A 22018-nucleotide genomic window follows, 5' to 3' on the forward strand; every position below is an offset into this window, starting at 1 on the left:
CGGACACCGCGGGGCCGTCCGTTCCGCAGCGCGGTCAGGCCGCGCCGTTGCCCGGCCCCGGCATGACCAGGACCGGCTTGACCACCGCACCGCGCAGCGCGGCCTGTTCGGCCGCGTTGATCTGGTCGAACGGGTAAGTGGTGACCAGCTTGTCGAGCGGGAACCGACCCTGCTGCCAGAGCTCGATCAGTCGCGGGATGAGGATCCGCGGTACGGCGTCGCCCTCCAGAATCCCGGTGAGGGTGCGCCCGACCGCGAGCGTGGCCGGCGGCAGCGCCAGGTCGCCCTGCTGCACGCCGATCAGTCCGCAGGTGCCCATCGGCCGGAGCACGTCGAGCGCGACTCCGATCACGGCGGGCACACCGGTGGTGTCCAGGCAGGCGTGCGCGCCACCGCCGGTGGCGGCGACGAGCTGCGCGGCCAGGTCCGCCGCCGCGCCGTAGATGGTGTGCGTCGCACCCAGTTCCGCTGCCAGTACGAGTCTTTCGGCATTCAGGTCGACCGCGACGATGGCGCTCGCCCCGGCGACGCGCGCGGCCATGACGGCACTGAGTCCCACCGCGCCCGCGCCGAAGATCGCGACCGCGGTGCCCGGCCGGACGTCGAGCGCGAGCAGGATCGACCCGGCCCCGGTTTGCGCGCTGCACCCGAGCGGAGCCAGCACGGCCAGCGGAAGCTCGCGGTCGACCACGACGGCATTGCGCGCGGACACGACCGTGTGCGTGGCGAACGAGGACTGGCCGAACCAGCGGGCCGCGATCGGCACGCCGTCGAGGTCGCTGACCGGGCCGGGGCCGCTGATTCCGGTGCCACCCAGATTGCGCTGGAAGAAGGTGTCGCAGTAGGCCGGGTGGCCGGCGGCGCACGCCCCGCAGCTGTGGCAGGCGTCGTAGGACAGGACGACGTGATCGCCCACCACCGGTGCGTCGACGCCGATTCCGACCGCCTCGACGATGCCCGCGCCTTCGTGACCGGTGATTATCGGTGTGGGCGTGGGGAATCCGGGTGTGCGGGGGAGGACGTCGGTGTGGCAGTAGCCGGTAGCCGCGATCCGGACCAGGATCTCGCCCGGCCCGGGCGCGGCCAGCTCGACCTGTTGCAGCCGGTAGGGGTCCTCGGGTGCGTGGAGCACGGCGGCTGTGATCCGCATGCGGCGTCCTCTCGTGGTGGTCGCAATGGATTTCGGAGCGCGATCGGGGGTGTTGACATCCGCGATCCCGCTATGATGTTGTACCTGACGTCAGTATCAGATTCAATGGCGCCGCAGCCCGCCTGCCAGAGGAGAACAATGTCCTACGAACGAACCGAGCTGTTCATCGACGGCCGCTGGCGGGCGCCGAGCACCGCGGCGACCAGCACGGTCATCTCCCCGGCGACCGGTGCGGCCATCGGCACCATTCCGCAGGGCGGAACCAGCGATGTCGACGCCGCCGTCGACGCGGCCGGGCGCGCGCTGCGGTCGAAGGAATGGGGCGCGATCTCGCTCGAGGAGCGGGTCGGTCTCCTGTCCCGGCTGGCGACCGAATTGGAGCGGACGGCCGCGACCCGGGCGGAGCTGACCAGTGTCCAGAACGGCATGCCGATCACCCTGTCGGTCGGCGCCGAGGGCGCGGGTCCGCCTGCGCTGCTGCGGTATTACGCGGCGATCGCCGCGAGCGTTCCGGTCGAGGAGCGCCGTCCCCGCCTCGACGGCAAGGGAATCACCGTGGTGCGCCGGGAGCCCGTCGGCGTCGTCGCCGCGATCGTCCCGTGGAACTATCCGCAGCTGCTGACCATGTTCAAAGTGGCGCCGGCGCTCGCGGCGGGCTGCACCGTGGTGCTCAAGCCGGCTCCGGAGACGACCTTGGACGCCTTGGAGCTGGCCGCCGCGGCCGAGCGTGCGGGTCTACCGCCGGGTGTCTTGAATGTGGTCAGCGGTGGCGCGGACGTCGGCGCCCACCTGGTCGCGCACCCCGGTGTGCACAAGGTGGCGTTCACCGGATCGACCGGCGCCGGTCGCGCGATCGGGGAGATCTGCGGGCGGCTGCTGCGCCCCGCGACCCTCGAACTCGGCGGCAAATCGGCGGCCATCGTGCTCGACGACGCCGACCTGACCACCATCACCCAGGGCCTGGCGTCGAGCTCGTTGCTCAACAACGGCCAGACCTGCCACCTGTCCACCCGCATTCTGGTGCCCCGGCAGCGGGCCGACGAGGTGCTCGGTGCGGTGGTGGCGGTGGCCGAAAGCTTGACGATCGGCGATCCGCTGGATCCCGCAACCGAACTCGGGCCGATGGTCAGCGAACGGCAGCGCCGGCGCGTGGAGGACTACATCGAACTGGGCAGAGCCGGCGGCGTGCTGGCCACCGGTGGCGGCCGGCCCGACCGCGACCAGGGCTGGTTCGTCGAACCGACCGTGTTCGGCGGCGTGCGCAACGACAGCCGGATCGCCCGGGAGGAGATCTTCGGGCCGGTGCTCACTGTCATCGGTTACGACGATCTGGACGAGGCCGTCACCATCGCCAATGACTCCGAGTACGGCCTGGGCGGCACCGTCTGGACCGCCGATATCGATCGGGGCCTCGAGGTCGCGCGCCGCGTCGAGACCGGAACGATCGGAATCAACTTCTACGACCCCGATTTGGGCGCACCGTTCGGCGGCGTCAAGTCCAGCGGGCTCGGCCGTGAGCTCGGGCCCGAGGGTTTCTTCGCCTATCAGCAGCTCAAATCGATCTACCTGCCGCAGTCGGCGACGCCGGGAGATTACCCGGCGTAGCGCAGGATGGCGGCGACCGGGACTCCGTCCGGAATATCGTCGGCGCGCACCGCGAGCACCCGGCCGTTGGCGAGCAGGACACGGCGCGCGATGTCGTCTAGGAGGTCCGGGGCGTCGTCCGGGTAGGCGATGGCGCCATCCGCGCCGATCGTGCCCGGAACCACGGCATCGATGTCGACGAACAGCGTCTGCACGATGCCGAAGGTGGCGGCCCGGGCGATGTCGGTGAGCTCGACCAGGCCCCGGCCGTCACCGCGGCGCTTCTCGAATTCGGTGCGCAGCTCGGTGAGTTCCTCAGCGTAATGCTGGTCGAGCAGGGTGCGGACGTGCTCGGCGATCTCGGTGTCGGAGACGCGCTCCGGATTGCCGGGCAGGCCCTCGGCGAGCAGCCCGGGATAGCTGTTCACCGAGCGATACAGCGACGCGGTCGGCTCGGCCGCCGCGAGAATCAGGGGAGTGTCGCTGCCGGACAGCATGTTTCGCAGCGCGTGCTCGACCGCCCGGCAGTATTGCCGGATGCGCACCTTGCGGCCTTCGCCGCCCTGCAACCGGCCGTGCGGGTTGCGCCCCAGCGGCGGCAGGTCGAGATAGTCGTTGAGGCCGGGCGGGAGGTCGGGGACCGAGACGTCGCGGGCGGGCCGATCCGCCGTCACCGCGACCAGCCGCACCGCGTTCTCCGCCAACGCCAAGACGTAGGCCTCCTGCGGAAAGGTGACGGTGCGCAGCAGCGGTTTGATGGCGAATCGACTCCCGACCGTGGTGCTCGCGGAGAGATTGTTGGGTACCCGGAAGGTGCGCATACGGTCCGGGGTGGCGAGTACGGCCAGCGTCCGCGACTGGTAGCGCCAGTAGTCTTCGTCGGCGGCGAGGTCGGCGAATTCCTCCTCCAGGGCCGTGCGCGCGGCCTTGTCCTCGACCAGGCCGAGGGCCTGTTTGGCCTGATTCTCGAACGCGACGCGGTTCCTGTCCGGAGTAGGCGTGTCCACCTCGGTCGGGGTGTAGACGGAGACGCACCACGGCGTGTTCTCCGCCGCCAGTGCGACCACCTCGCCGTGTGTCGGAATGTCCGTATGGCGCATGCCTGTCCTCCGGTGCTCGAAGTGACTACAACCCGTCCGAGCGTAGCGAACATCTAGCAACTATTGGTCACGACTGATCCGGATCGGGACTCGGCAGTGGAAGAGCTTTGGTCCGTACCGAACGGGTGCGCGAGGTCGCGGCGACGGCTTTGCCGGTGCTCATGTCAGCTCCAGTCCGGTCGATCGATCGAAAGCCGATGCTGGAAAACGGAATTGGGGTCCCAGCGTGCCTTGATGGCGCGGAGTCGCTGGTAGTTGCCGCGGTAGTAGAGGGTGTGCCACGGCACGCCGGAGGTGTTCCAGCGGTCGTCGGCCAGGTCCGAATCCGGATAGTTGATGTAGCTGCCGCCGTTGACCTCGTCCGGCACCGGCACGCCGCCGGTGTCGGCGTAGATGTCGCGATACATCTCGCGCGCCCACGCCAGGTACCGCGCGTCGTCGCCGGGCAGGCGCCACGTGGCGTGGATCAGCATTTTCATGAAGCTGTCGCGCGCGGGCATGGCGGTCGCGTCGGCGCGCACCGCGTTGATCGCGCCGCCGAAAGGCAGGAATTCCAACTGGGATTCGCCGAGGAACCGGAGATCGGACAGGTAGCGGTAGATGATTCGGAGCTGCTCGGTCGAATACGCCCGGCGCAGGTAGGCGGCTTTGACCTTGACGCGCGCGCCGGGCATGCCCCCGGGGTAGTAGACATTCGCCACGGTGTCGGCGTACGAGGAGCGCGTCGGCGGCAGCAGGACCGGGGCCGGTGTCACACCCGCGGTGATCGCGGCGAGGAACTCACCGAGCAGCGCCCGGGGATCGTGGCGATCGGTATCGAGCAGGATCAGGACATCGGAGGGGCCCGCGAGGCCCGGTCGAATATGCAGGGGCGCATAGAGATTGGCGAACGGATCGCCCGGTGCGCTGTGGCTTTCGAAGAAGGCCAGGTAGTTCCCGACGAAGCGCACGAACGACTCCTCGCCGAGCGGCGGCAGCAGCAGGCGGGTGTGCAGCATCCCGCCGGGCGGCGCCGGGAGGTCGGCGCGCAGCAGATAGCGCGTCACCACACCGAAGTTCCCGCCCCCGCCGCCGGTGTGCGCCCACCACAGATCGGCATGCGGGCCGTCCTCGGTCGCCAGCACCGTGGTGGCCGCGCCGGTGCGATCGACGGTGACGACCTCGACTCCGTACAAATAATCGGCCACCAGCCCCAACTGCCGCGACAGTGGGCCATAGCCGCCGCCGGCCACATAGCCGCCCGCTCCCACGCCTTTACAGATCCCGCCCGGGATCGTCACACCCGCCCGCAGCAACTGCGCGTAGACGGTTTCCAGGTCGGCGCCCGCCCCCACCGAGAACGCGGAGTGGGCGTCGTCCCAGGCCACCCGATCCAGGCGCCGCAGATCGATGATCGCCTGTGTCCGCGCGTTGTCCACGAAATCCTCGAAGCAGTGCCCGCCCGACCGCACGGCCATCGGCAACCCCTCGCACACCGCGCGTTCCACCGCACCGCGCACCTGCTCGGTATCGGCGGGAGTGAAGATCTTCCGCGGATCCGCGAGATAGCGCCGGTTGTATCCACGCTCGGCCAATTCCGCGTAACCGGGTTCGCCCTTCTTGATGACCCCGGGTTCCGCAGCACCCGCACCCGGTGGCGCGATCCCGGTCATCGCGGTGCCGAACGCGGAAGCGGCCAAGAAATGACGACGGGATAGCGGCATGAATTCCTTCACCACGCATCGGGTCACTACGGTCGGCCAAGTCTTCCTCGAGGCCGGCCCTCACTCCGGTTACCGCGGAGGCGTGTCGGGCCCGCGCGCGTGACCGACCTTGCGCCACGGCCGCTGCCTGGTCAGAAAGAACAGGAGCACGCCGAGGGCGGCGCCGACGCCGAGGCCGACGCAGATGGTGAAGGCGCGCACGCAGTAGCCGACGCCGGAGCTGTGGAACAGTTCGATGACCAGCCCCTGATAGAGCACCAGGCCCGGAAGTAGCGCACCGGTGATGCCGACCAGGATCAGGGCCGACATCGGGACCCGCAGCCGTTCGGCGCTGGCCGCGGCGACGAAACCGAGCACGATGGCGGAGAACGGGCCGGACCAGTCCGGCGACAGGTGCACCACGTGGATCAGCGTCTGGTTGACGGCCGCGGCGAGCAGACCGGCCGCCGCGGCGGGCGCGAGCAGATCGCGACCGCCGCCGTTGAATACGGCGTTGCCGAGGGCGCCGAGGATGGAGAAGATCAGGGCCAGCCAGATCGGCAGCACCGGCAGCCGAGGATCGACCGGGGTGAGCGCGCTGTTCTGCACGATGGTCACCACCAACGCGCCGCCGAGGGTGATCCCGGCGACGGCGAGCAGGCTCGAGGCGGCGCGCGCGGTGGCGGTGACGGTGTCGGAGCTGATCGCGTCGATGGACATGGACACCAACTGCGGCATCGGCACCAGCAGCACCCACACCGTCGCGATCGCGATCGCGGCCTCGCTGACGGTCACCAGGCCCGACATGTGCGCCATCCCGCTGAGCCCGGCCGCGAGCACGGTCTGCACGGCCGCGCCGTAGAGGCGGGGCACGGTGAGCACGGTCAATCCGTGCCCGAGCGCCCACACCGGCACCAGAACGAACGCCGCGATCAGCGCCGCGGCCCCGGATCCGCCCACCTGCACGGCGATGCACAACGCCAGCAGCGCGCCGCCGAACGGCGCGATCCACCACGGCCACGGCTGCGGCCCGCGATCGGCGGCCGCCAGCCGGACCAGCGCGATCTCGGGATCCAAGCCTTCGGCGGCGACCGCTCGCGCGAGATTCTTCAACCGCTTCATCCGGTCGCAGTCGACACTGTCCAGCGTCGAGGCGACGCCGGTGCGGGTGGCGGCCGAGCGGTCGCCGAAGACGTATTCGACGGTGATCGTGCGCCCGGTTCCGGCGACGGTGACCGGGTGTACACCGATCGCGGCCGCGCAGGCGGTGACCGTCTGGTGCATCGAATCGGTGGCGTACCCCGACTCCAGCATGGCGACAGCGAGTCCGGCGAGGAAATCCAGTGCGACCCATATCCGCTGGATGTCCGCCTGAGTATCGGTCACGATGCCAATGTAAGGCGGCGGTGCGCGGACCCGGGCCGTCGTGGGCGCGTGTCCGCGAGCTCAGTCGGCCAGGGCCGGCGCCGCCGCGGTCGGAATCTTCGGCAGCGCGTAGGGATGCCGGTCGCGCAGCCAGCGCAGCAGCTCCTCGCGGACCGCGCACCGCAGGGTCCACACGTCATCGGCGTTGCGCGCCGACATCGAGGCCCGGATCACGAGGCCGGTGGGTGTGCTGTCGGTGACCAGCAGATTCCAGTTGCGGCCGTCCCAATCCTCGCGGCTGCCCAGGTAGTCGTAGAGATGCTCGCGCAGCCGCGCGATCGGGGCGCTGTGATCCAGATACAGGTACACGGTGCCGGTGATCTGCGGCCCGCCCCGGGACCAGTTCTCGTACGGCTGACTGTTGAAGTAGGAGACGGGCATGGTGAGGCGGCGGTCGTCCCAGACCCGCACGGTGAGGAAGGCCAGGGTGATCTCCTCGACGGTTCCCCATTCGCCTTCGACCACGACCGTGTCGCCGATCTTCACCGAGTCACCGAAGGCGATCTGCAGACCCGCCACGAGGTTGCCGAGCGTCGACTGCGCGGCCACACCGGCGATGATGCCGATGACGCCCGCCGAGGCCAGCAGCGAGGTGCCCAGGGTCCGCAGGCTGGGGAACAGCAGCAGGATCGCCACCGCCGCGGTCGTCACTGTGAGCACCGTGGTCACGATCCGGCGGACCAGCGTGAGCTGGGTGCGCAGCCGCCGCACCCGGGCGGTGTCGGTGGTGCGGCCGGCGTACTGCTCCAGGGTGTTCTCCGCGACCGCGTCGACCGCGCGCATGGTGAGCCAGGCGGCGGCCATGATCGCCATGGCGGCCAGCGCGTTGCGGATCATGTCGTCCTGGCGCAGGTGCAACTCGGCGAGGGGATAGGTGAAATGCAGTGCGGTGGTTGCCAGCAGGGCCTGCAACGGTAGCTGGGTGCGGCGCAGCAGGCCGGCCAGCCGCCGGGGTGGTTGCCGTTCCGCGCGGTAGCGCAGGAACCGATCGACCAGTAGACCTGCGACGATGGTGAGCGCGAGGGTGCCGCCGAACACGATCAGCGGGCGTAGTACCTCCTCCAAGGCGTTCAACTCCTTGTCATTGGCTTCTCGATGGCTATCCCGCCACGCTACATTTCGGGCCCGCCCGCCTGCCACCGGTGATCATCGCCACAAGATCGAAACAGTCGAATCTGTTGCGGCACCCGATTTTTGGTTACCACTGGAACAGAACCGGCGTCCGAAGGGAAAGGGAACCATGCAGGGATCACACGCAACTCCCCAGCGCCACAACAGGATCCGCGTCGCCGAGTGCTACGGCGGCGTGCGGTCGGGCTGGGGCGTCCTGGCCGTCTGGGCCGTGCTCGTCGTGCTCGTCGCCGCGCTGCTGATCAGCGTGTGACCCCGGCCGGTTCGCGGAAGCCGATCATCGATCGCGCGACCGCGACGGCCATCAGGACCGATACCACCGTGAAGCCCTTCCAATACTCGGTCGGCAGCAGTACCCCCAGCGCGCCGCCCGTCACCCAGGCCAACTGCAAGACCGTCTCGCTGCGCCCGAACCCCGAGGCGATCGATTCGGGTGGCAGATCGTCCTGAATGGTGGCATCGAGGGAGACCTTGGCCAGTGCCGTCGAGCAGGACGCGACCAGGGCGGCCAGCACCGCCCCGAGCGGGCGGTCCAGCACCGCGGCGAGGATCGCGACCAGCACACAGCCCGCCGCGCAGGCGAGCATGATGGCCCGCGGGCGCCCCAGTTTCGAGCGGGCGCCGACCGCGTTGCCGGTGAAGTTGCCGATACCGGCGGCCGCGCCGACGACCGCGAGCGTCACCGCCTGCCGCAGTGCGGAATCCGTGCTGCCCTTGGCGACGAACGCCACATAGAAGGTCAGGAACCCGGTCAGCACCCGGATCGCGCCGTTGGCCCACAACCCCGCGATGACCTTCCGCCCCAGCGGTTGCCGCAGTTTCAGCGGCCGCAGCGTGCCCTCGTTTCCGAAGGTGGTGGGCACCTCGCCCGCGGTGACTTCGACCCACCCCGGAATCCGCAGGCTCAGCACGGCGCCCGCCCCGGCCAGTACCGCCGCGACGACCAGCGCACCCGCCGAATGGAACACCAGCGCCGCCGCCCCGGCCACACCGCCGGCGAGGATCGAGCCTCCTACCAGCCCGAACACGGTCAGCCGGGAGTTGGTGCGCACCAGGTCGATTCCCGGTGGCAGCACCCGCGGCGTCACCGCGCTCTTGAGCACCGAGAACGACTTGCTCAGCACCATGGTGCCCAGGGCCAGCGGGTACAGCACCCAGCTGTCGAGGGCGAAGATCAGCGCGAGGACGATCACGACCCGGGCCGCGAAGGTGGCCGCCAGCGCCAGCCGCCGTCCGCGCTGGATCCGGTCCAGCAGGGGGCCGATCACCGGCGCGATCACGGCGAAGGGCGCCACCGTCATCAGCAGGTAGAGCGCGACGTTGACCCGGGACTGCGTCGCGGGGCTGGCGAAGAACAAGGTATTCGCCAAGGCGACGGCGATGGCGGCATCGGTCGCGAAGTTCGCGACTGTCGCCCGGATCAGCGCGGTCAACCCGGATTCTTCGGCGCCGTCGGCGCGGGCGGCCCGCTTGACCAGGTCCACGCCCTGCTCGGTGGCCGCCGCGCCGCGGCACATCATCCTGCGCGGCAAGGAGTTCCGCGCCTCCGTGGTCACCGCGTCATCGCCACTGCTCGCGTGCGGGCACATCAGTCGTCGAGCGTCGCGGCCGCGCCGGGCAGGTCGAGCAGCGGAGCGGGCTCGGGACTCGTCGCGCGGACCTCGATTCCACGGGCTCGCAGGTCGGCGAAGGTAACGGTGACCATGTCGGAGCCGCTGGCGCGCACGGTCGTGACATGGGTGAGATCCACATCGATCCGGGTCAGCGGATAGGTCGCGGCCGTCTCCTGCAGATGACGCACGATCCGCTCGGCGCTGACGAAGTCCACCGCGCCTTGCAATTCCACCGTCAGCACCTGCCCGTGGATGCGCGAGGCGGCGATCGGCGAGCGGTGCCCCGTGGGTGCGGTGAACACGTGCAGGCCGAACCGCTCGGACATGGTGCGCAACGCGATCTTGCCGCGCACGCTGTTGCCCTGCGCGTCCAGTCGCGGACTGAAGACGCCGATGCCGAACTCGCCCGGCAGCGCCGCGACGATGCCGCCGCCGACCCCGCTCTTGGCGGGCAGGCCGACCTCGACCATCCACTCCCCGCTGAAGTCGTACATGCCGCAGGTCGCCATCACCGACAGCGCGATGCGCGCGATCTCGGCGTCGATCACCTGCCGCTTGGTGACCGGATTGACGCCGCCGTTGGCCAAGGTGGCGGCCATGACGGCCAGGTCGACGGCGGTCACCCGCAGCGCGCACTGCCGGAAGTAGGTGTCGGTGACGTCCTCGACCGGCCCGGCCAGCACACCCTGGGACAGTGTGAGATAGGCCAGGGCGCGGTTGCGGTCACCGGTCGCGCTCTCGGACTTGTAGACCGCTTCGTCCAGTTCGAGATTCCGGCCGGCGAAGGCCGAGAGGGTGGCGTGGATGCGCGCGAACTTGTCCGCGCGATCCGTCCCGGCGACGAGCGCGGTGGTGACGATGGCGCCCGCGTTGATCAGCGGGTTGGCCGGGCGACCGGTATCCGCCTCGAGGCTGATGGCGTTGAACGGTTCACCGCTGGGCTCGAAGCCGACGTGCTCGGTGACCGCTTCCAACCCGAGATCGCTCAGGGCCAGCGCGTAGACGAACGGCTTGGACACCGATTGGATCGTGAATTCCTTCTCGCCGTCGCCCGCGTGATAGATGTCGCCGTGCACGCTGACCATCGCCGCGCCCAGGGCGTCCGGGTCGACGGACGCGAGCTCGGGAATGTAGTCGGCGACCGCGCCGGAGCGATCCGGGGCCAGGCGGTGCAGCAGGTTGGTCAGCGAGGTGGTGACGGGATCGTCCATGTCAGTTCGCCCGCAGCAGCGGCTGGGTCGAGCAGCGGAACGCGCCGCCGAATAGTCGCGACACCGAGAGGTCGAGGTACTCGACGGTGACGCCGCGGTCCTGCAATTCCGCGCCGACCCGGCTGAACTCCGGGTCCGTGAGGTAGGTGTCCGAGTCGATCGGCAAGCCGTTGGTGGCCATCGCCGCCGCTTCCGCTTCGCTCACCTCGATGACCTCCCAGCCGCGCAGCGGTTCGGGCAGTCCGTCGGGCAGCCGGTCCCGGCAGGCGATCAGCAGCCCGTCGCGCACCAGGCCGAGGGCGCAGTCCAGGTGCAGGACGTGCGCGGGCAGCCGGACGGGCGTCACGGTGAATCCGAATGGCTCGAGATACTTCGCGAGCCAGCGATGGCCGAGTTCGTCGGTCGCCATGCCCGAACAGCCGACCATGACCTGTGTGCCCAGCACCAGCACATCGCCGCCCTCGAGAAAGGGACCCGCGATTCCCGGCTGCGGCAGAGAGACGTATCGCGCCGCGGACGGCATTACCCGGTCGAGCAGCAATTCCCGGCTGGGAAGCACCTCTATGCGGCGATGGGGGAATTGCAGCACCCCTTCGATGACGTGGTCGCCGACGGTGAACCACGGGTCGCGCACAAAGAAATTGGCATAACCGGTCGCCCCCGTCGCGGCTTTCTCGTCGTCGGTGAACAGCCGCGGCCGCAACACCTCCACACCGTGACGGCGCAGCACCGCCGCGAGCGCGTCGCGCTCGGCCTCCCACGCTTTCTGCCTAGCGGGATAGACCGCGCCGAAGTCCTTGCCCCACACCGCCTCCAGGATTTCCACGGCGCTGGGCTCCACCGGCATCGAGTGCCCGAGAATATCCGCGCTGTCCGGTGCCCGGAACTCGCTCTGCGAGACCACGACGGTGCGCAGCGGAGCAAACTCGCTGTCCACACGTATCGATACCTTGTCGGCGAGCATGAGATGCGACCTTAGTGTGCTGCCTCGAGGTATTTCCACTGGTGTTCGCGGTGACCAATGGCGGGATTCGTCCATCTACCGGCAGGTCTGCCGAATGTCGTTATCGATCGTTCGGTGAAGAGCGATCATTTAGCAACCTCATCGGGGCTGATCGTTATCGTCGCGGTCCGCGCTGGGTGGAAAGAATCCGGTCTCGATGAAGAAGTCGAAATAGCGGGTGAGCACCGCGGCGTCCACGCCGGGGACCTGCAGCACGGGGAGGCGCACGACCGGCGCGGGTGCGATGTCGTCGGTGGCCTGCTGCTCCGCGGCGTAGTTGGTACTCAAAGCGGCTGCGCGGGAGAGCGATTCGTCCTCGGAGCCGACCCGCTCCTCGGCGGCGGCGGTGAGCGCCTCGGGGAAGCGTTCGGGCTCGACCAGGTCCAGGCGATACCCGCGCCGGCGCGCCTCGTCCACGATCGCTCGCAGCGGCAGCGCGGTCGCCGCGGACACGTCCAGCGCCGGGGCGTGCGGCCGCCGGGCAGAGCCCACGATCGCCGCGGCGACATGATCGACGGGCAGCATGGTGATCTCCCCGGCGGCGAGGTCGGGAGCCAGGCCGAGGACCAGCATGGACCGCAGCATCGTCCACCAGGCGTCGTCGGTTCCGGCCGCGCCGGTGCGCGAGTCGCCGGTGATCAGCCCGGGGCGGTAGATCGTGGCGGGAATGCCGCGCTCCGCACCGGCGCGGACGAGCTGCTCGGCGACCCATTTCGTCAGGACGTAGCCGGGCAGACCGGCGGGCAGGTCGCCGGTGGGCGGGGCGGAACTGGTCGAGACGTAGTGGACCGGCTTGATCCGGTCCGTGGTGGCCAGCCGCAAGACCTCGGTGGTGCCGCCGACATTCGCGGCGCGCATGCGGTCGTACGGTTCGAGATGGTTGACGAGCGCCCCGTTGTGATAGATCTCGTCGATGCCCTCGGCGAGCTCGCCGAAGCGTTGCGCGGTGAGCCCGAGCCGGGGGTGCGCGAGATCGCCTGGGACGGCGACGATTCGGGCTTCCAGCCCGGAGAGGTCGACGCGATACCGCGCGGCGGCGGCCAGGACGCGCGCGCGGGCCGCGGTGTCATCGCTCGCCCGGACCAGGCAGTAGATCGTGGCGCGAGTCTCGGTGAGCAGCTCGCGCAGCAGGAACGCGCCGAGGAATCCGGTCGCGCCGGTGAGCAGGATGGCCTCGGGTGCCGTGGCTTCGGGGGGAGTGCGATCGAGAATGGTGATCGACGGGTCCAGCACCGTGTCGGCGAGCGGGTCGAGCTCGGCCGTCGCGGTCGTGCCCTGGCGCACCGCGGTCGCGAGCTGATCGACCCGGGGGTGAGTGAACAAGTGGCGCAACGGAACTTCGACCCCGAGGCGTTCGGCCAGCGCGGTGCGCACCCGGACCGCCGACAGCGAAGTGCCGCCGAGGGTGAAGAAGTCGTCGTCGCGGCCGACCCGGTCGACGCCGAGCACGGTGGCGAAGACCTCGGCCACGGTCTGCTCGTCGCCGGTGCTCGGCGCGCGGTAGGCGCGGGTCACGAGTGGCGGATCCGGCAGCGCGGCGCGGTCCAGCTTGCCGGTCGGACCGAGCGGGAACTCCGCCACGACCACGAGCTGCGCCGGAACCATGTAGTCCGGCAGCCGCTTTCGCAGCGCTGCCAGGATCGCGCCGGTATCGACCGCGGCATCGGCGACGCTCACGTACCCGATCAACTGCGCACGCCGCACGGTGACAGCCGCACCCGTGACGCCGACCTGCCCGCGCAGGGCGGCCTCGATCTCACCGGGTTCGATCCGGAGGCCGCGCAGCTTCAGCTGCACATCGGTCCGGCCGAGGTATTCCAGAGCGCCGGTGCGGTTGCGGCGCACCAGATCACCGGTGCGATACATCCGCGCACCCGCCGGTCCGGACGGATCGGCGACGAAACGCTCTGCGGTGCGTCCGGTTCGGCCCAGGTAGCCCTGTGCCAGCTGCGCGCCGGACAGATACAGTTCGCCCGGCGTACCGGTCGGAACCGGATGCAGGCGCGCGTCGAGCACGTAGGCCCGGCAGTTCCAGTGCGGATGTCCGATCGGCACGGGACCACCGGTCTCGGTCACCTCCGCGCCGGTAATGGAGACCGTGGTCTCCGTCGGCCCGTAGAGGTTGTGCAACCGGCCCGGGCAGGCGGCGGTGAATCGCGCGATCGTCGCGGCGGACAGCGGCTCGCCGCCCACCCAGACCGCGCGCAGCGACGAGAGCGACTGCGGCGGAGCCGAATCCAGCATAACTTCGAGCAGCGACGGCACGGACGCCGTCACCGTGATCCGATACCGGGCGATCAGCCGAGCCAGCCGATCGGGATCCGCGCGTTCCTCGGCGGTGGCGATCACCAGGTGCGCGCCCGCGCTGAGCGGCGCGGCCGAACCGATCAGCGACGCGTCGAAGGTGAACGGCACCGACTGGAGGAAGGTATCGATCGCGGCGAGCCGGTATTCGGCGGTGAAGAAGGAGATCTGGTTCACGATCGCCGAGTGCGGGACGCCGACACCCTTGGGGCGGCCCGTCGAGCCGGACGTGAAGATCACGTAGGCGAGATCCTGCTCGCGCAGTGGCCGCACTCGATCCGCGTCGGTCAGCGGCGTATCCGAAAAATGCGACAGCGCAGCCGAATCGTCGATCCGGAGCACCCGGCCCGGGATCTCGACCCCGGCATCGGAGGTCAGGACGCACAGCGGGTCCGCGGTGCCGAGAATGTCGGCGATGCGCGCGGCCGGCTGGCTCGGGTCGATCGGCACGTACGCACCACCGGCTTGCACGATCGCGTACATGCCGATCATCGAATCCAGCGCCGGGGCGGTCGCGAGGCCGACGGTCGTGCCGGGACCCACACCCAGCGTGACCAGCTTGCGGGCCAGGCGGTTGACCCGCGCGGCCAGCTCCCCGTAGGTCAGCGATTCGGCACCACAGGTCACCGCAGGTGCGGTGGGGGAGCGCCGGGCGTGCGCGGCGAACCTGTCGAGCAGTAGCCGGTTCGGCACTCGATGCTGTGGCCCGGTCGCCGAAAGCGCTTGCGCGGCTTGCTCGGACCGGTCGAGGAGGGGCAGGTCCCCGACGGGCCGCTGCGGTTCGGCCACGGCCGCGCGCAACAGGGTGATCAGTCGCCGGCTCAGGTCCTCGACGGTCGCCGGATCGAAGAGATCCGTCGCGTACCGCCAGGAACAGTGCAGCCCCGCGGAATCCTGGTGCGGCACCACGGTCAATTGCAGATCGACCGGGCTGACCGCGGCACCGAGGTCGATCGGCGCGATGGTCAGCTCCGGCAGTCGCAGCGCCTGGCTCTGGAAATTCTGGAATGCCAACGCCACCTGGAACAGTGGATGATGGGCCTGGCTGCGCGGCGGGTCCAGTTCGGCGACCAGCCGCTCGAACGGAATATCGGCGTGCGCGAACGCGTCCAGATCGGCGTCGCGCACCCGGTCGACCAGCTGCGCGAAACTCGCCGAACCCGGAGTGCGCGTGCGCAAGACGAGCGTGTTGACGAACATGCCGACCAGATCGTCCAGCTCCTGCTCGCCGCGGCCGGCCACCGGGGTCCCGATCGCGATATCCTCGGTGCCCGACAGTCGCGCCAGCAGCAGGGCCAGCGCCGCGTGCACCACCATGAACAGGGTCGCGTCGCGATCCCTGGCGAACTCCTCGAGAGCGCGGTGCAGGTCGGCGTCGAGGTGAAAACCCTGGGCCGCACCGCGATTGCTCGCCACCGGCGGGCGCGGCCGATCGGCCGGCAGGTCGAGCACGGCGGGCAATCCCGCGAGCGTGTCGCGCCAGTGCCTCAGCTGCTTGCTCAGCGGCGACTCCGGATCGGCGGCCAGACCGAGTGTTTCGCGCTGCCAGAGTGCGAAATCGGCGTACTGCACCGGCAGTGGCGTCCACTCCGGGGCCCGGTCCTGGGTGCGGGCGTGATAGGCGGTCATCAGATCGCGGGTCAACGGCGCCAGCGAGGATCCGTCGGCGGCGAGGTGATGCAGGACCAGGGCGAGCACGAACTCGTCGTCGGCGAGCCGGAACAGCCGGGCCCGCAACGGAACCTCCGCGGTCACGTCGAATCCCGCGCTCAGGAACTCGGTCAGGTTCGGGTGCAGCGCGGTGTCCGTCGTCGCGACCGGGGACAGATCCACCCGCACCTGCTCGGCGGGCAGGATGTGCTGATACCCGTCCCCGTCGTGCTCCGGATAGATCGTGCGCAGCACTTCGTGTCGTTCCAGCACGTCGCGCATGGCCGCAGCGAGGGCATCGGTGCACAGACTGCCGGAAAGGCGCAGTGCCACGGGGATATTGTGCGCGCCAGAGGCCGGATCCAAGCGCGCGAGGAACCACATCCGCTGCTGCGCCAGTGAGAGCGGCACGTGCGTGCCGCGTGGCCGCGCGGTCAACGGCAGCTGCCGCGGGGCCGTAGCGACGAGGTCGTCCACCGCCGCTGCCAGCTCCACGACGGTGGAATGTTCGAAGACGGCCCGCGCCGGGACCCGAATCTCGAGTGCGGCACGCAATCGTCCCGCCACCTGCGTCGCCAGCAGCGAATTGCCGCCCAGCTCGAAGAAGTCGTCCTCGGCGCTCACGGCGTCGACGCCGAGCAGATCCGCGAAGATCGCGGCCACCCGTAACTCGTTAGCTGTCAGTGGCTCTCGATAGGCCCGCGCGGTGAGTTCCGGCGCCGGCAGCGCCTGGTGGTCGAGCTTGCCCACCGGCGTCATCGGAATGGCCTCGATCGCCATGACCGCCGCGGGCACCGCGTGCCGGGGCAGCAGCCGCCGCGCGTGCTCGCGCACCGCCGCGGCGTCGAACTCCGAACCCGGTGCGGGCACGACATAGGACACGAGTGCGTCCACTCCGCTGGGCAGCCGTCGCACCACCGTGGTGGCGAACGCGACCGAATCCGCGCTGGTCAGCGCCGCGTCGATCTCGCCGGGCTCGATCCGGAACCCGCGAATCTTGACCTGCGCGTCGGTGCGTCCCAGGTACTCCAACTGTGGCGTGCCGTCGGTGCCGCTCACCCACCGCACCAAATCGCCTGTGCGATAGACCCGTTCGCCGTTACCGTCCGGATGAGCGACGAATCGCGTCGCGGTCAGCCCGGCGCGCTCGTGGTAGCCGCGCGCCAGACCCGGTCCGGCCAAATACAATTCACCCGCCACCCGATCCGGCACGCGCGACAGCCGGGCATCGAGCACGAGCGCGACGATCCCGGCGACGGGCCGGCCGATGGTGACCAGGTCGCCCGGACGCAACGCGCCGCTGATCGTGGCCGCCACCGTGGTCTCGGTCGGCCCGTACAGATTGAAGAAGGCGCGACCGGGCGCCCAGCGCGCCACCAACTCCGCCGGGCACGCCTCGCCCCCGACGATCAGCGCACGCAGTGCGGGCAGGACGGTCTCCGGGAGACCCGCCAGCGCCGCCGGAGTGATGAACGCGTGCGTCACCCGCTCGCCCCACAGCAGCTCTGCCAGTTCGTCGCCACCGTAGATATCGGGCGGGACGACGACCATCGTCGCGCCGGCCCCGACCGCGAGCAGCAGCTCCAAGATCGACGCGTCGAAGCTGGGGGAGGCGAAATGCAAGGTCCGCGCCGCCGCGGTCACCCCGAACCGCCGGGTCTGCTCGGCGCACAAGCCGGATAGGCCCGCGTGCGTGACGGCCACGCCCTTCGGCAGTCCGGTCGACCCGGAGGTGTAGATCACATAGGCGATATCCGCGCCGTGCAGGCGTCGCGTGCGCTCGTCGAAGTGCACCGGCTCGGCCGAGGCCTGTTCGAGCGCGGCGGCGCACTCTGCGGTATCGATCTCCAGCCAATCCAGATCCGCGCTCAGGCCCGGTCGAACCGTCGACACGGTCAGCCCGAACGCGGCTCCGGAGTCATCGATCATGTGCGCCACCCGCTCCGCGGGGTAGTGCGGATCCACCGGGACGAAGGCCGCACCCGTCTGCGCCACGGCCCACACCGCGACCACGGAATCGATCGACCGGGGCAGCGCCAGCACCACCCGATCGCCCGGCCCCACGCCGCGCTCGATCAGGACCCGGGCCAGCCGGGCCGACCGCGCGCCCAGTTCCGCGTAGGTCAGCTCCTGACCGGCAAACCGGATAGCGCAGGCCCCCGGATCCAGCCCGATCGCCGTCTCCAGCAGCTGTGGCAGCGTGCGCACCCGCGTTTTGCCATGCCGCGCCCTGCGGGCATGGCGGAACGCGAGCATTTCGGCTGTCACCGGCTGTGATCCTTAGAGTTTCGATCCGTAGATATCGCCCGCAACTCTATCAGGGCAACAGATCAGCTAATTTCCTGATGACCTGCTGTGCCGGTGTGTAATTCGGCGCACACCGCCGCCGTTCAGCTCAGCGCTGTCTGCGCCTGGAACATCCAGTGATGCTCTTCGAGCTTGGCGGTGATGCCGATGAGCAGGTCCTGGGTGACCGGGTCGGCGGTCTCGGTGGCCTGCACATGCTTGCGCAATTGCTGGACCGACGCGTGCAGTCGAGCCACGATCAGCGCGACGACCTCACTGTCGGCCAGGTAGCCCTCGGGGAACGCCGTCGCGGACTCGGCGACCGTGCCCGAGCGCCCGTCGGGCGAAATGCCCAGCGCGGCAGCGCGTTCGGCGACCGCGTCGGAGAACTCCCGACCACTGGCCACGAGCTCGTCCAGCTGCAGGTGCACCGAGCGGAACTGCGGGCCGACCACGTTCCAATGGGCTTGCTTCGCCGTGAGGGTCAAGTCGATGAGATCGGTGAGCGCTTCCTGTAGGACGACGCCGACCACCTTGGTCTCGGCCTTGCCGAGCGTCCCGGAGATGGCCCTCTTGGACAGCGTTGCAGTCATGATGTGCTCCTTCTCTAGGGATGACCTTTTCTGGAACAACTCCAGTTTAGCGTCGGAAAATCCCCGAGCAGGGTCGGCTTGATCACATCTCGCTGCGGTGGACCGGCGGACTCAGTGCCCGACGACGACCAGGATGAATTGCTGGGTCGGGTTGTTCTGGGCCGGGCGGCTCACGACGCCGTAGTCCTTGTCGGCGATCTCGTGGGCGTCGACGTAGCGGTTGTTGGAGGCCTGCTGGATCGTGTACTTGCCGCCGCCGAGGGATTGGATGTGCCAGAGCTGGGTGGGGTTGTTCTGGGCCGGGCGGGTGACCAGGTGGTAGTCCAGGGAGTCGATTTCGTGGGCGTCGAGGTAGCGGTGGCTGCTGACCTGCTGGATGGTTCCGGTTCCGGTGCCGCTGTCGTCCCAGTTGATCCGCCACTGCTGGCTGGGATCGCCCTGCTTGGGCCGGGTGACCACGTTGTAGTCGTGGGTGCCGTCGGCCCAGGCGTCGAGGTAGCGGCCACTGGAAACCTGCTGCAGGGTGACGACGTCGTCCGCCTGCTCGGCATGCGCCGTGGCGGGCACGGCGACGATCGCGGCGGCGGTCAGGGTGCCGATGAACAGTCCTGCTGCCGCGCGGCTGGTGTAGTGCGTCAAGTTCGGATCTTTCTGGGGGAGGGTGCTTTCGCCTGTACCTCAAGGTTCGAGCACAATCACCTGGCCCAGAAGGCACCCTGGGGCGGCGGTCCGGCCGCCGGGGGGTGCGGAAATCAACCCGGGGAGGGGTTATCGCCGCGAGGCAGCGTCCGCAGCAGGGAGCGCACGGTGGGCCGGAGGCGCTCGGGGGTGTAGCGCTCGGGATCGGACAGGACGAGCCGGCCCAGGACCTCGGTGAATCCGACCATTACCGAGGCGATCAATTCGACGTCCGCGTCGACCGGGCCGCCGCGCAACTGGATGCCCGCGGTCAGCAGGTCGCGGCAGCGTTCGACCAGCCCGTCGCGGGCGGTGGCCAGTAGCTCGCGATACTCGGCGGGAGCGCCGTCGCTGGGCATGAGGATCAGCCGCCAGCGCAGCGGGTCGCTGGCGACCGCGGCGAGGAAACCGAGGGTGGCCCGGGTGTACTCCTCGTCCGGGTCGCTGCTGCTCAAGTCCTCGGGCAGCGTGGCGAGCACCTGGTGCATTCCGCGGGTGTGCTCTCGATGCAGCAGTGCCGCAACGAGTTCCGCCGCGGTCGGGTAGAGCGCGTAGAGCACGGGTTTGGCGACGCCGGCTTCCTTCGCGACGGCCTGCATCGTCAGCCGGGGCAACCCGTCGCGGGCCAGCACGCGCAGCGCGGCGTCGAGGAGTTGCGCACGGCGCTGGTCGGGTGGCAGGCGCGGGGCATTGCGGCGCCGGGGCCCGGGCCGCGGCGGCACGATCTGCCAGACACCCGAGGCCTTCTTCTCCACGCTCACACGGAAATCATCCCTCGAGGGCTGGTAAGCCCGCAGGGCGGCTGCTACTGTCTGAGCCACCAAACTACGCAGGCGTAGAAAAGCAGTTCTACGCCAACGTAGTTATTGTTCCATTACTTGGCGGGGGCGCATGGCCATCAGAGCGAATGGCACCGAAGGGTCCGATCGGGATCGCATCGTCGAGTTCGGCCGCGAATACTGGCGCGACCATCCACAGCGCTCGGTGGAGACGGCCGGCCGGCAGGTCCTGATGACCGGGCGCGCGGTGGCGGGACTGGTGCTTTCCCTTGTGCAGCGGCGGTTTCCGACGCGCGAGTTCATCAAGCAGTGCGCGTTCATGGCCAACGTGTCCGCGATCCCGACCCTGCTGGTGGCCGTCCCGATCGCGGTGGTGGTCTCCATCCAGGTGGGTTCGCTGGTCAGCCAGGTCGGCGCGACGACCTTCATCGGCGCGGTGAACGGTCTGGGCATCATCCGGCAGGGCGCACCGCTGGTGACCTCCCTGATGATCGCGGGCGCGGTGGGCTCGGCGCTGTGCGCCGACCTGGGTTCGCGCACCATTCGCGAAGAGATCGACGCCATGCGGGTCATGGGGGTGGACCCGGTCCGCCGGCTGGTCGCGCCACGGCTGGCCGCGGCGATGCTGGTGAGCACGCTGCTGTGCGGCTTCGTGGTCTTCGTCGGTTTCGCCACCGGCTACGTGTTCAACGTCTACATCCAATCCGGCACGCCCGGTTCGTATATCAGCACCTTCGCCTCGTTCGCGGTCGCCACGGACCTGGTCGTCGCCCTGGTGAAGGCGATGATCTTCGGCGCGCTGGCAGCCGTGATCGCCTGTGACACCGGGCTGAACGCCAAGGGTGGTCCGGCCGGCGTCGCGAACGCGGTGAACTCGGCGGTGGTCAACTCCGCCATCGTGCTCTTCGCCACCAACATCATCGTGACCCAGCTCTACAACACCCTGTTCCCTACGAAAGTGCTCTGAGATGGCGAATTACGTTCCGCCGCTGCTGCGTCCGGCCTGGCGGCTGCGCGCACTGGCGCAGGGACCGGCGCGCGGCCAAGTGCGCCTCGGGCATCAGGCGGTGATGTTCGTCCAAGCCGTGGCCGCGATCCCCTTCGTGCTGCGGCACTACCGAAAAGAACTGCTGCGCTTGGTCACCGACGTCACCTGGGGCAATGGTTCGCTCGTGGTCGGCGGCGGCACCGTCGGCGTGGTGCTGATCCTGTGCGGCTTCGGCGGCATCACCGTGGGCATGGAATCCCATACGGCCCTGGGCCTGCTCACCATGAGCCCACTGACCGGAGCGATCTCGGGCTTCGCCACCACCCGCGAACTCGCGCCGCTACTGGCGACTTTGGCGTTCGCGGCGCAGGCCGGCTGCCGGTTCACCGCGCAACTGGGCTCGATGCGCATCTCCGAGGAGATCGACGCCCTGGAATCCATCGCGATCCGGCCGCTGCCCTACCTGGTGACCACCCGGATGCTGGCCGCCGTCATCGCGATTCTGCCGCTCTACAGCGTCGGGCTGGCCACGGCCTATGTGACGACGAAACTGTCGGTGATCCTGCTGGGCGGCACCACCGCGGGCACGTACGACCATTACTTCCACCAGTTCATGAACCCGGTGGACATCGCCTACTCGGTGATCAAGGTGCTGGTCTTCGTCATGATCGCGACGTTCGTCCAGTCCTACTACGGCTATGTCGCCACCGGCGGTCCCGAGGGCGTCGGCGCGGCGGCGGGCCGGGCGATCAAGATGACCATCATCGTGGTCGTCTTCACCAATCTGCTGTTGACGATGGCGATCTGGGGCATCGACCCCGGTATCCGGATCTCCGGATAG

General features: G+C 69.4%; 16 protein-coding genes. 4 read left to right on the top strand and 12 right to left on the bottom strand.

Going from position 1 to position 22018, the window contains the following annotated elements:
• Positions 1-34: 34 nt before the first annotated feature.
• Positions 35-1150: an NAD(P)-dependent alcohol dehydrogenase gene (locus AB0H76_RS11775; protein WP_357321289.1), complete on the bottom strand. Its 1116-nt coding sequence runs from the start codon at positions 1148-1150 to the stop codon at positions 35-37.
• 138 nt (positions 1151-1288) lie between these two features.
• Between AB0H76_RS11775 and AB0H76_RS11780 the strand changes: the two genes are divergently transcribed.
• Complete coding sequence (locus AB0H76_RS11780; RefSeq protein ID WP_357321292.1) at positions 1289-2755, top strand: aldehyde dehydrogenase; 1467 nt, start codon at positions 1289-1291, stop codon at positions 2753-2755.
• Here AB0H76_RS11780 and AB0H76_RS11785 read toward each other — a convergent pair.
• The 4 genes from AB0H76_RS11785 to AB0H76_RS11800 all read right to left on the bottom strand — a co-directional run bounded on the left by AB0H76_RS11785 (position 2743) and on the right by AB0H76_RS11800 (position 8006).
• On the bottom strand, positions 2743-3834 hold the full coding sequence (locus AB0H76_RS11785; RefSeq protein ID WP_357321295.1) for a hypothetical protein: 1092 nt from the start codon (positions 3832-3834) through the stop codon (positions 2743-2745). The genes AB0H76_RS11780 and AB0H76_RS11785 overlap by 13 nt on opposite strands.
• A 164-nt stretch (positions 3835-3998) precedes the next feature.
• On the bottom strand, positions 3999-5537 hold the full coding sequence (locus tag AB0H76_RS11790) for an FAD-binding protein (protein ID WP_357321298.1): 1539 nt from the start codon (positions 5535-5537) through the stop codon (positions 3999-4001).
• Between the two features lie 69 nt (positions 5538-5606).
• Positions 5607-6902 carry a threonine/serine exporter family protein gene (locus AB0H76_RS11795; protein ID WP_357321300.1) on the bottom strand — a complete coding sequence of 432 codons (1296 nt, stop codon included), beginning with the start codon at positions 6900-6902 and terminating at the stop codon, positions 5607-5609.
• Positions 6903-6962: 60 nt separating this feature from the next.
• Positions 6963-8006, bottom strand: coding sequence for a mechanosensitive ion channel domain-containing protein (locus AB0H76_RS11800; RefSeq protein ID WP_357321304.1), 1044 nt, complete (start codon positions 8004-8006; stop codon positions 6963-6965).
• A gap of 175 nt (positions 8007-8181) precedes the next feature.
• On the opposite strand from AB0H76_RS11800, the gene AB0H76_RS11805 reads away from it, so the two are divergent.
• Positions 8182-8325: a hypothetical protein gene (locus AB0H76_RS11805; RefSeq protein ID WP_357321307.1), complete on the top strand. Its 144-nt coding sequence runs from the start codon at positions 8182-8184 to the stop codon at positions 8323-8325.
• Here the strand turns inward: AB0H76_RS11805 and AB0H76_RS11810 are convergent.
• From AB0H76_RS11810 to AB0H76_RS11840, 7 genes are all read right to left on the bottom strand, one after another.
• Complete coding sequence (locus tag AB0H76_RS11810) at positions 8315-9592, bottom strand: MFS transporter (protein ID WP_357326102.1); 1278 nt, start codon at positions 9590-9592, stop codon at positions 8315-8317. The two genes, AB0H76_RS11805 and AB0H76_RS11810, sit on opposite strands and share 11 nt — an antisense overlap.
• A gap of 68 nt (positions 9593-9660) precedes the next feature.
• The gene (gene glsA / locus AB0H76_RS11815) at positions 9661-10896 is read right to left on the bottom strand and encodes a glutaminase A (protein ID WP_357321310.1); all 1236 of its coding nucleotides are present in this window, start codon (positions 10894-10896) and stop codon (positions 9661-9663) included.
• A 1-nt stretch (position 10897) separates the two neighbouring features.
• Positions 10898-11833 carry an arginine deiminase-related protein gene (locus AB0H76_RS11820; protein WP_357321313.1) on the bottom strand — a complete coding sequence of 312 codons (936 nt, stop codon included), beginning with the start codon at positions 11831-11833 and terminating at the stop codon, positions 10898-10900.
• A 165-nt stretch (positions 11834-11998) separates the two neighbouring features.
• Entirely contained in the window at positions 11999-18121 is a 6123-nt protein-coding gene (locus tag AB0H76_RS11825; RefSeq protein WP_357321316.1) for an amino acid adenylation domain-containing protein, read from the bottom strand.
• A gap of 122 nt (positions 18122-18243) precedes the next feature.
• The gene (locus AB0H76_RS11830) at positions 18244-18732 is read right to left on the bottom strand and encodes a DNA starvation/stationary phase protection protein (protein WP_357321319.1); all 489 of its coding nucleotides are present in this window, start codon (positions 18730-18732) and stop codon (positions 18244-18246) included.
• Between the two features lie 111 nt (positions 18733-18843).
• Positions 18844-19371: an RICIN domain-containing protein gene (locus AB0H76_RS11835; protein ID WP_357321322.1), complete on the bottom strand. Its 528-nt coding sequence runs from the start codon at positions 19369-19371 to the stop codon at positions 18844-18846.
• A gap of 113 nt (positions 19372-19484) precedes the next feature.
• On the bottom strand, positions 19485-20171 hold the full coding sequence (locus AB0H76_RS11840) for a TetR/AcrR family transcriptional regulator (protein ID WP_357321324.1): 687 nt from the start codon (positions 20169-20171) through the stop codon (positions 19485-19487).
• Between the two features lie 130 nt (positions 20172-20301).
• Here AB0H76_RS11840 and AB0H76_RS11845 point away from each other — a divergent pair, with 130 nt between their 5' ends.
• Both AB0H76_RS11845 and AB0H76_RS11850 read left to right on the top strand, forming a co-directional pair.
• Positions 20302-21156 carry an ABC transporter permease gene (locus AB0H76_RS11845; RefSeq protein WP_357321327.1) on the top strand — a complete coding sequence of 285 codons (855 nt, stop codon included), beginning with the start codon at positions 20302-20304 and terminating at the stop codon, positions 21154-21156.
• Between the two features lies 1 nt (position 21157).
• Positions 21158-22018, top strand: coding sequence for an ABC transporter permease (locus tag AB0H76_RS11850; RefSeq protein ID WP_357321330.1), 861 nt, complete (start codon positions 21158-21160; stop codon positions 22016-22018).

Source organism: Nocardia sp. NPDC050712, assembly GCF_040654295.1.
In the GTDB taxonomy this organism is placed as follows: domain Bacteria; phylum Actinomycetota; class Actinomycetes; order Mycobacteriales; family Mycobacteriaceae; genus Nocardia.

Bases quoted from the DNA above. Each gene is read 5' to 3' on its own strand.
- AB0H76_RS11775 (WP_357321289.1), bottom strand. From the start codon at position 1,150: ATGCGGATCACAGCCGCCGTGCTCCACGCACCCGAGGACCCCTACCGG.
- AB0H76_RS11780 (WP_357321292.1), top strand. From the start codon at position 1,289: ATGTCCTACGAACGAACCGAGCTGTTCATCGACGGCCGCTGGCGGGCG.
- AB0H76_RS11785 (WP_357321295.1), bottom strand. From the start codon at position 3,834: ATGCGCCATACGGACATTCCGACACACGGCGAGGTGGTCGCACTGGCG.
- AB0H76_RS11790 (WP_357321298.1), bottom strand. From the start codon at position 5,537: ATGCCGCTATCCCGTCGTCATTTCTTGGCCGCTTCCGCGTTCGGCACC.
- AB0H76_RS11805 (WP_357321307.1), top strand. From the start codon at position 8,182: ATGCAGGGATCACACGCAACTCCCCAGCGCCACAACAGGATCCGCGTC.
- AB0H76_RS11810 (WP_357326102.1), bottom strand. From the start codon at position 9,592: ATGATGTGCCGCGGCGCGGCGGCCACCGAGCAGGGCGTGGACCTGGTC.
- glsA (WP_357321310.1), bottom strand. From the start codon at position 10,896: ATGGACGATCCCGTCACCACCTCGCTGACCAACCTGCTGCACCGCCTG.
- AB0H76_RS11830 (WP_357321319.1), bottom strand. From the start codon at position 18,732: ATGACTGCAACGCTGTCCAAGAGGGCCATCTCCGGGACGCTCGGCAAG.
- AB0H76_RS11845 (WP_357321327.1), top strand. From the start codon at position 20,302: ATGGCCATCAGAGCGAATGGCACCGAAGGGTCCGATCGGGATCGCATC.
- AB0H76_RS11850 (WP_357321330.1), top strand. From the start codon at position 21,158: ATGGCGAATTACGTTCCGCCGCTGCTGCGTCCGGCCTGGCGGCTGCGC.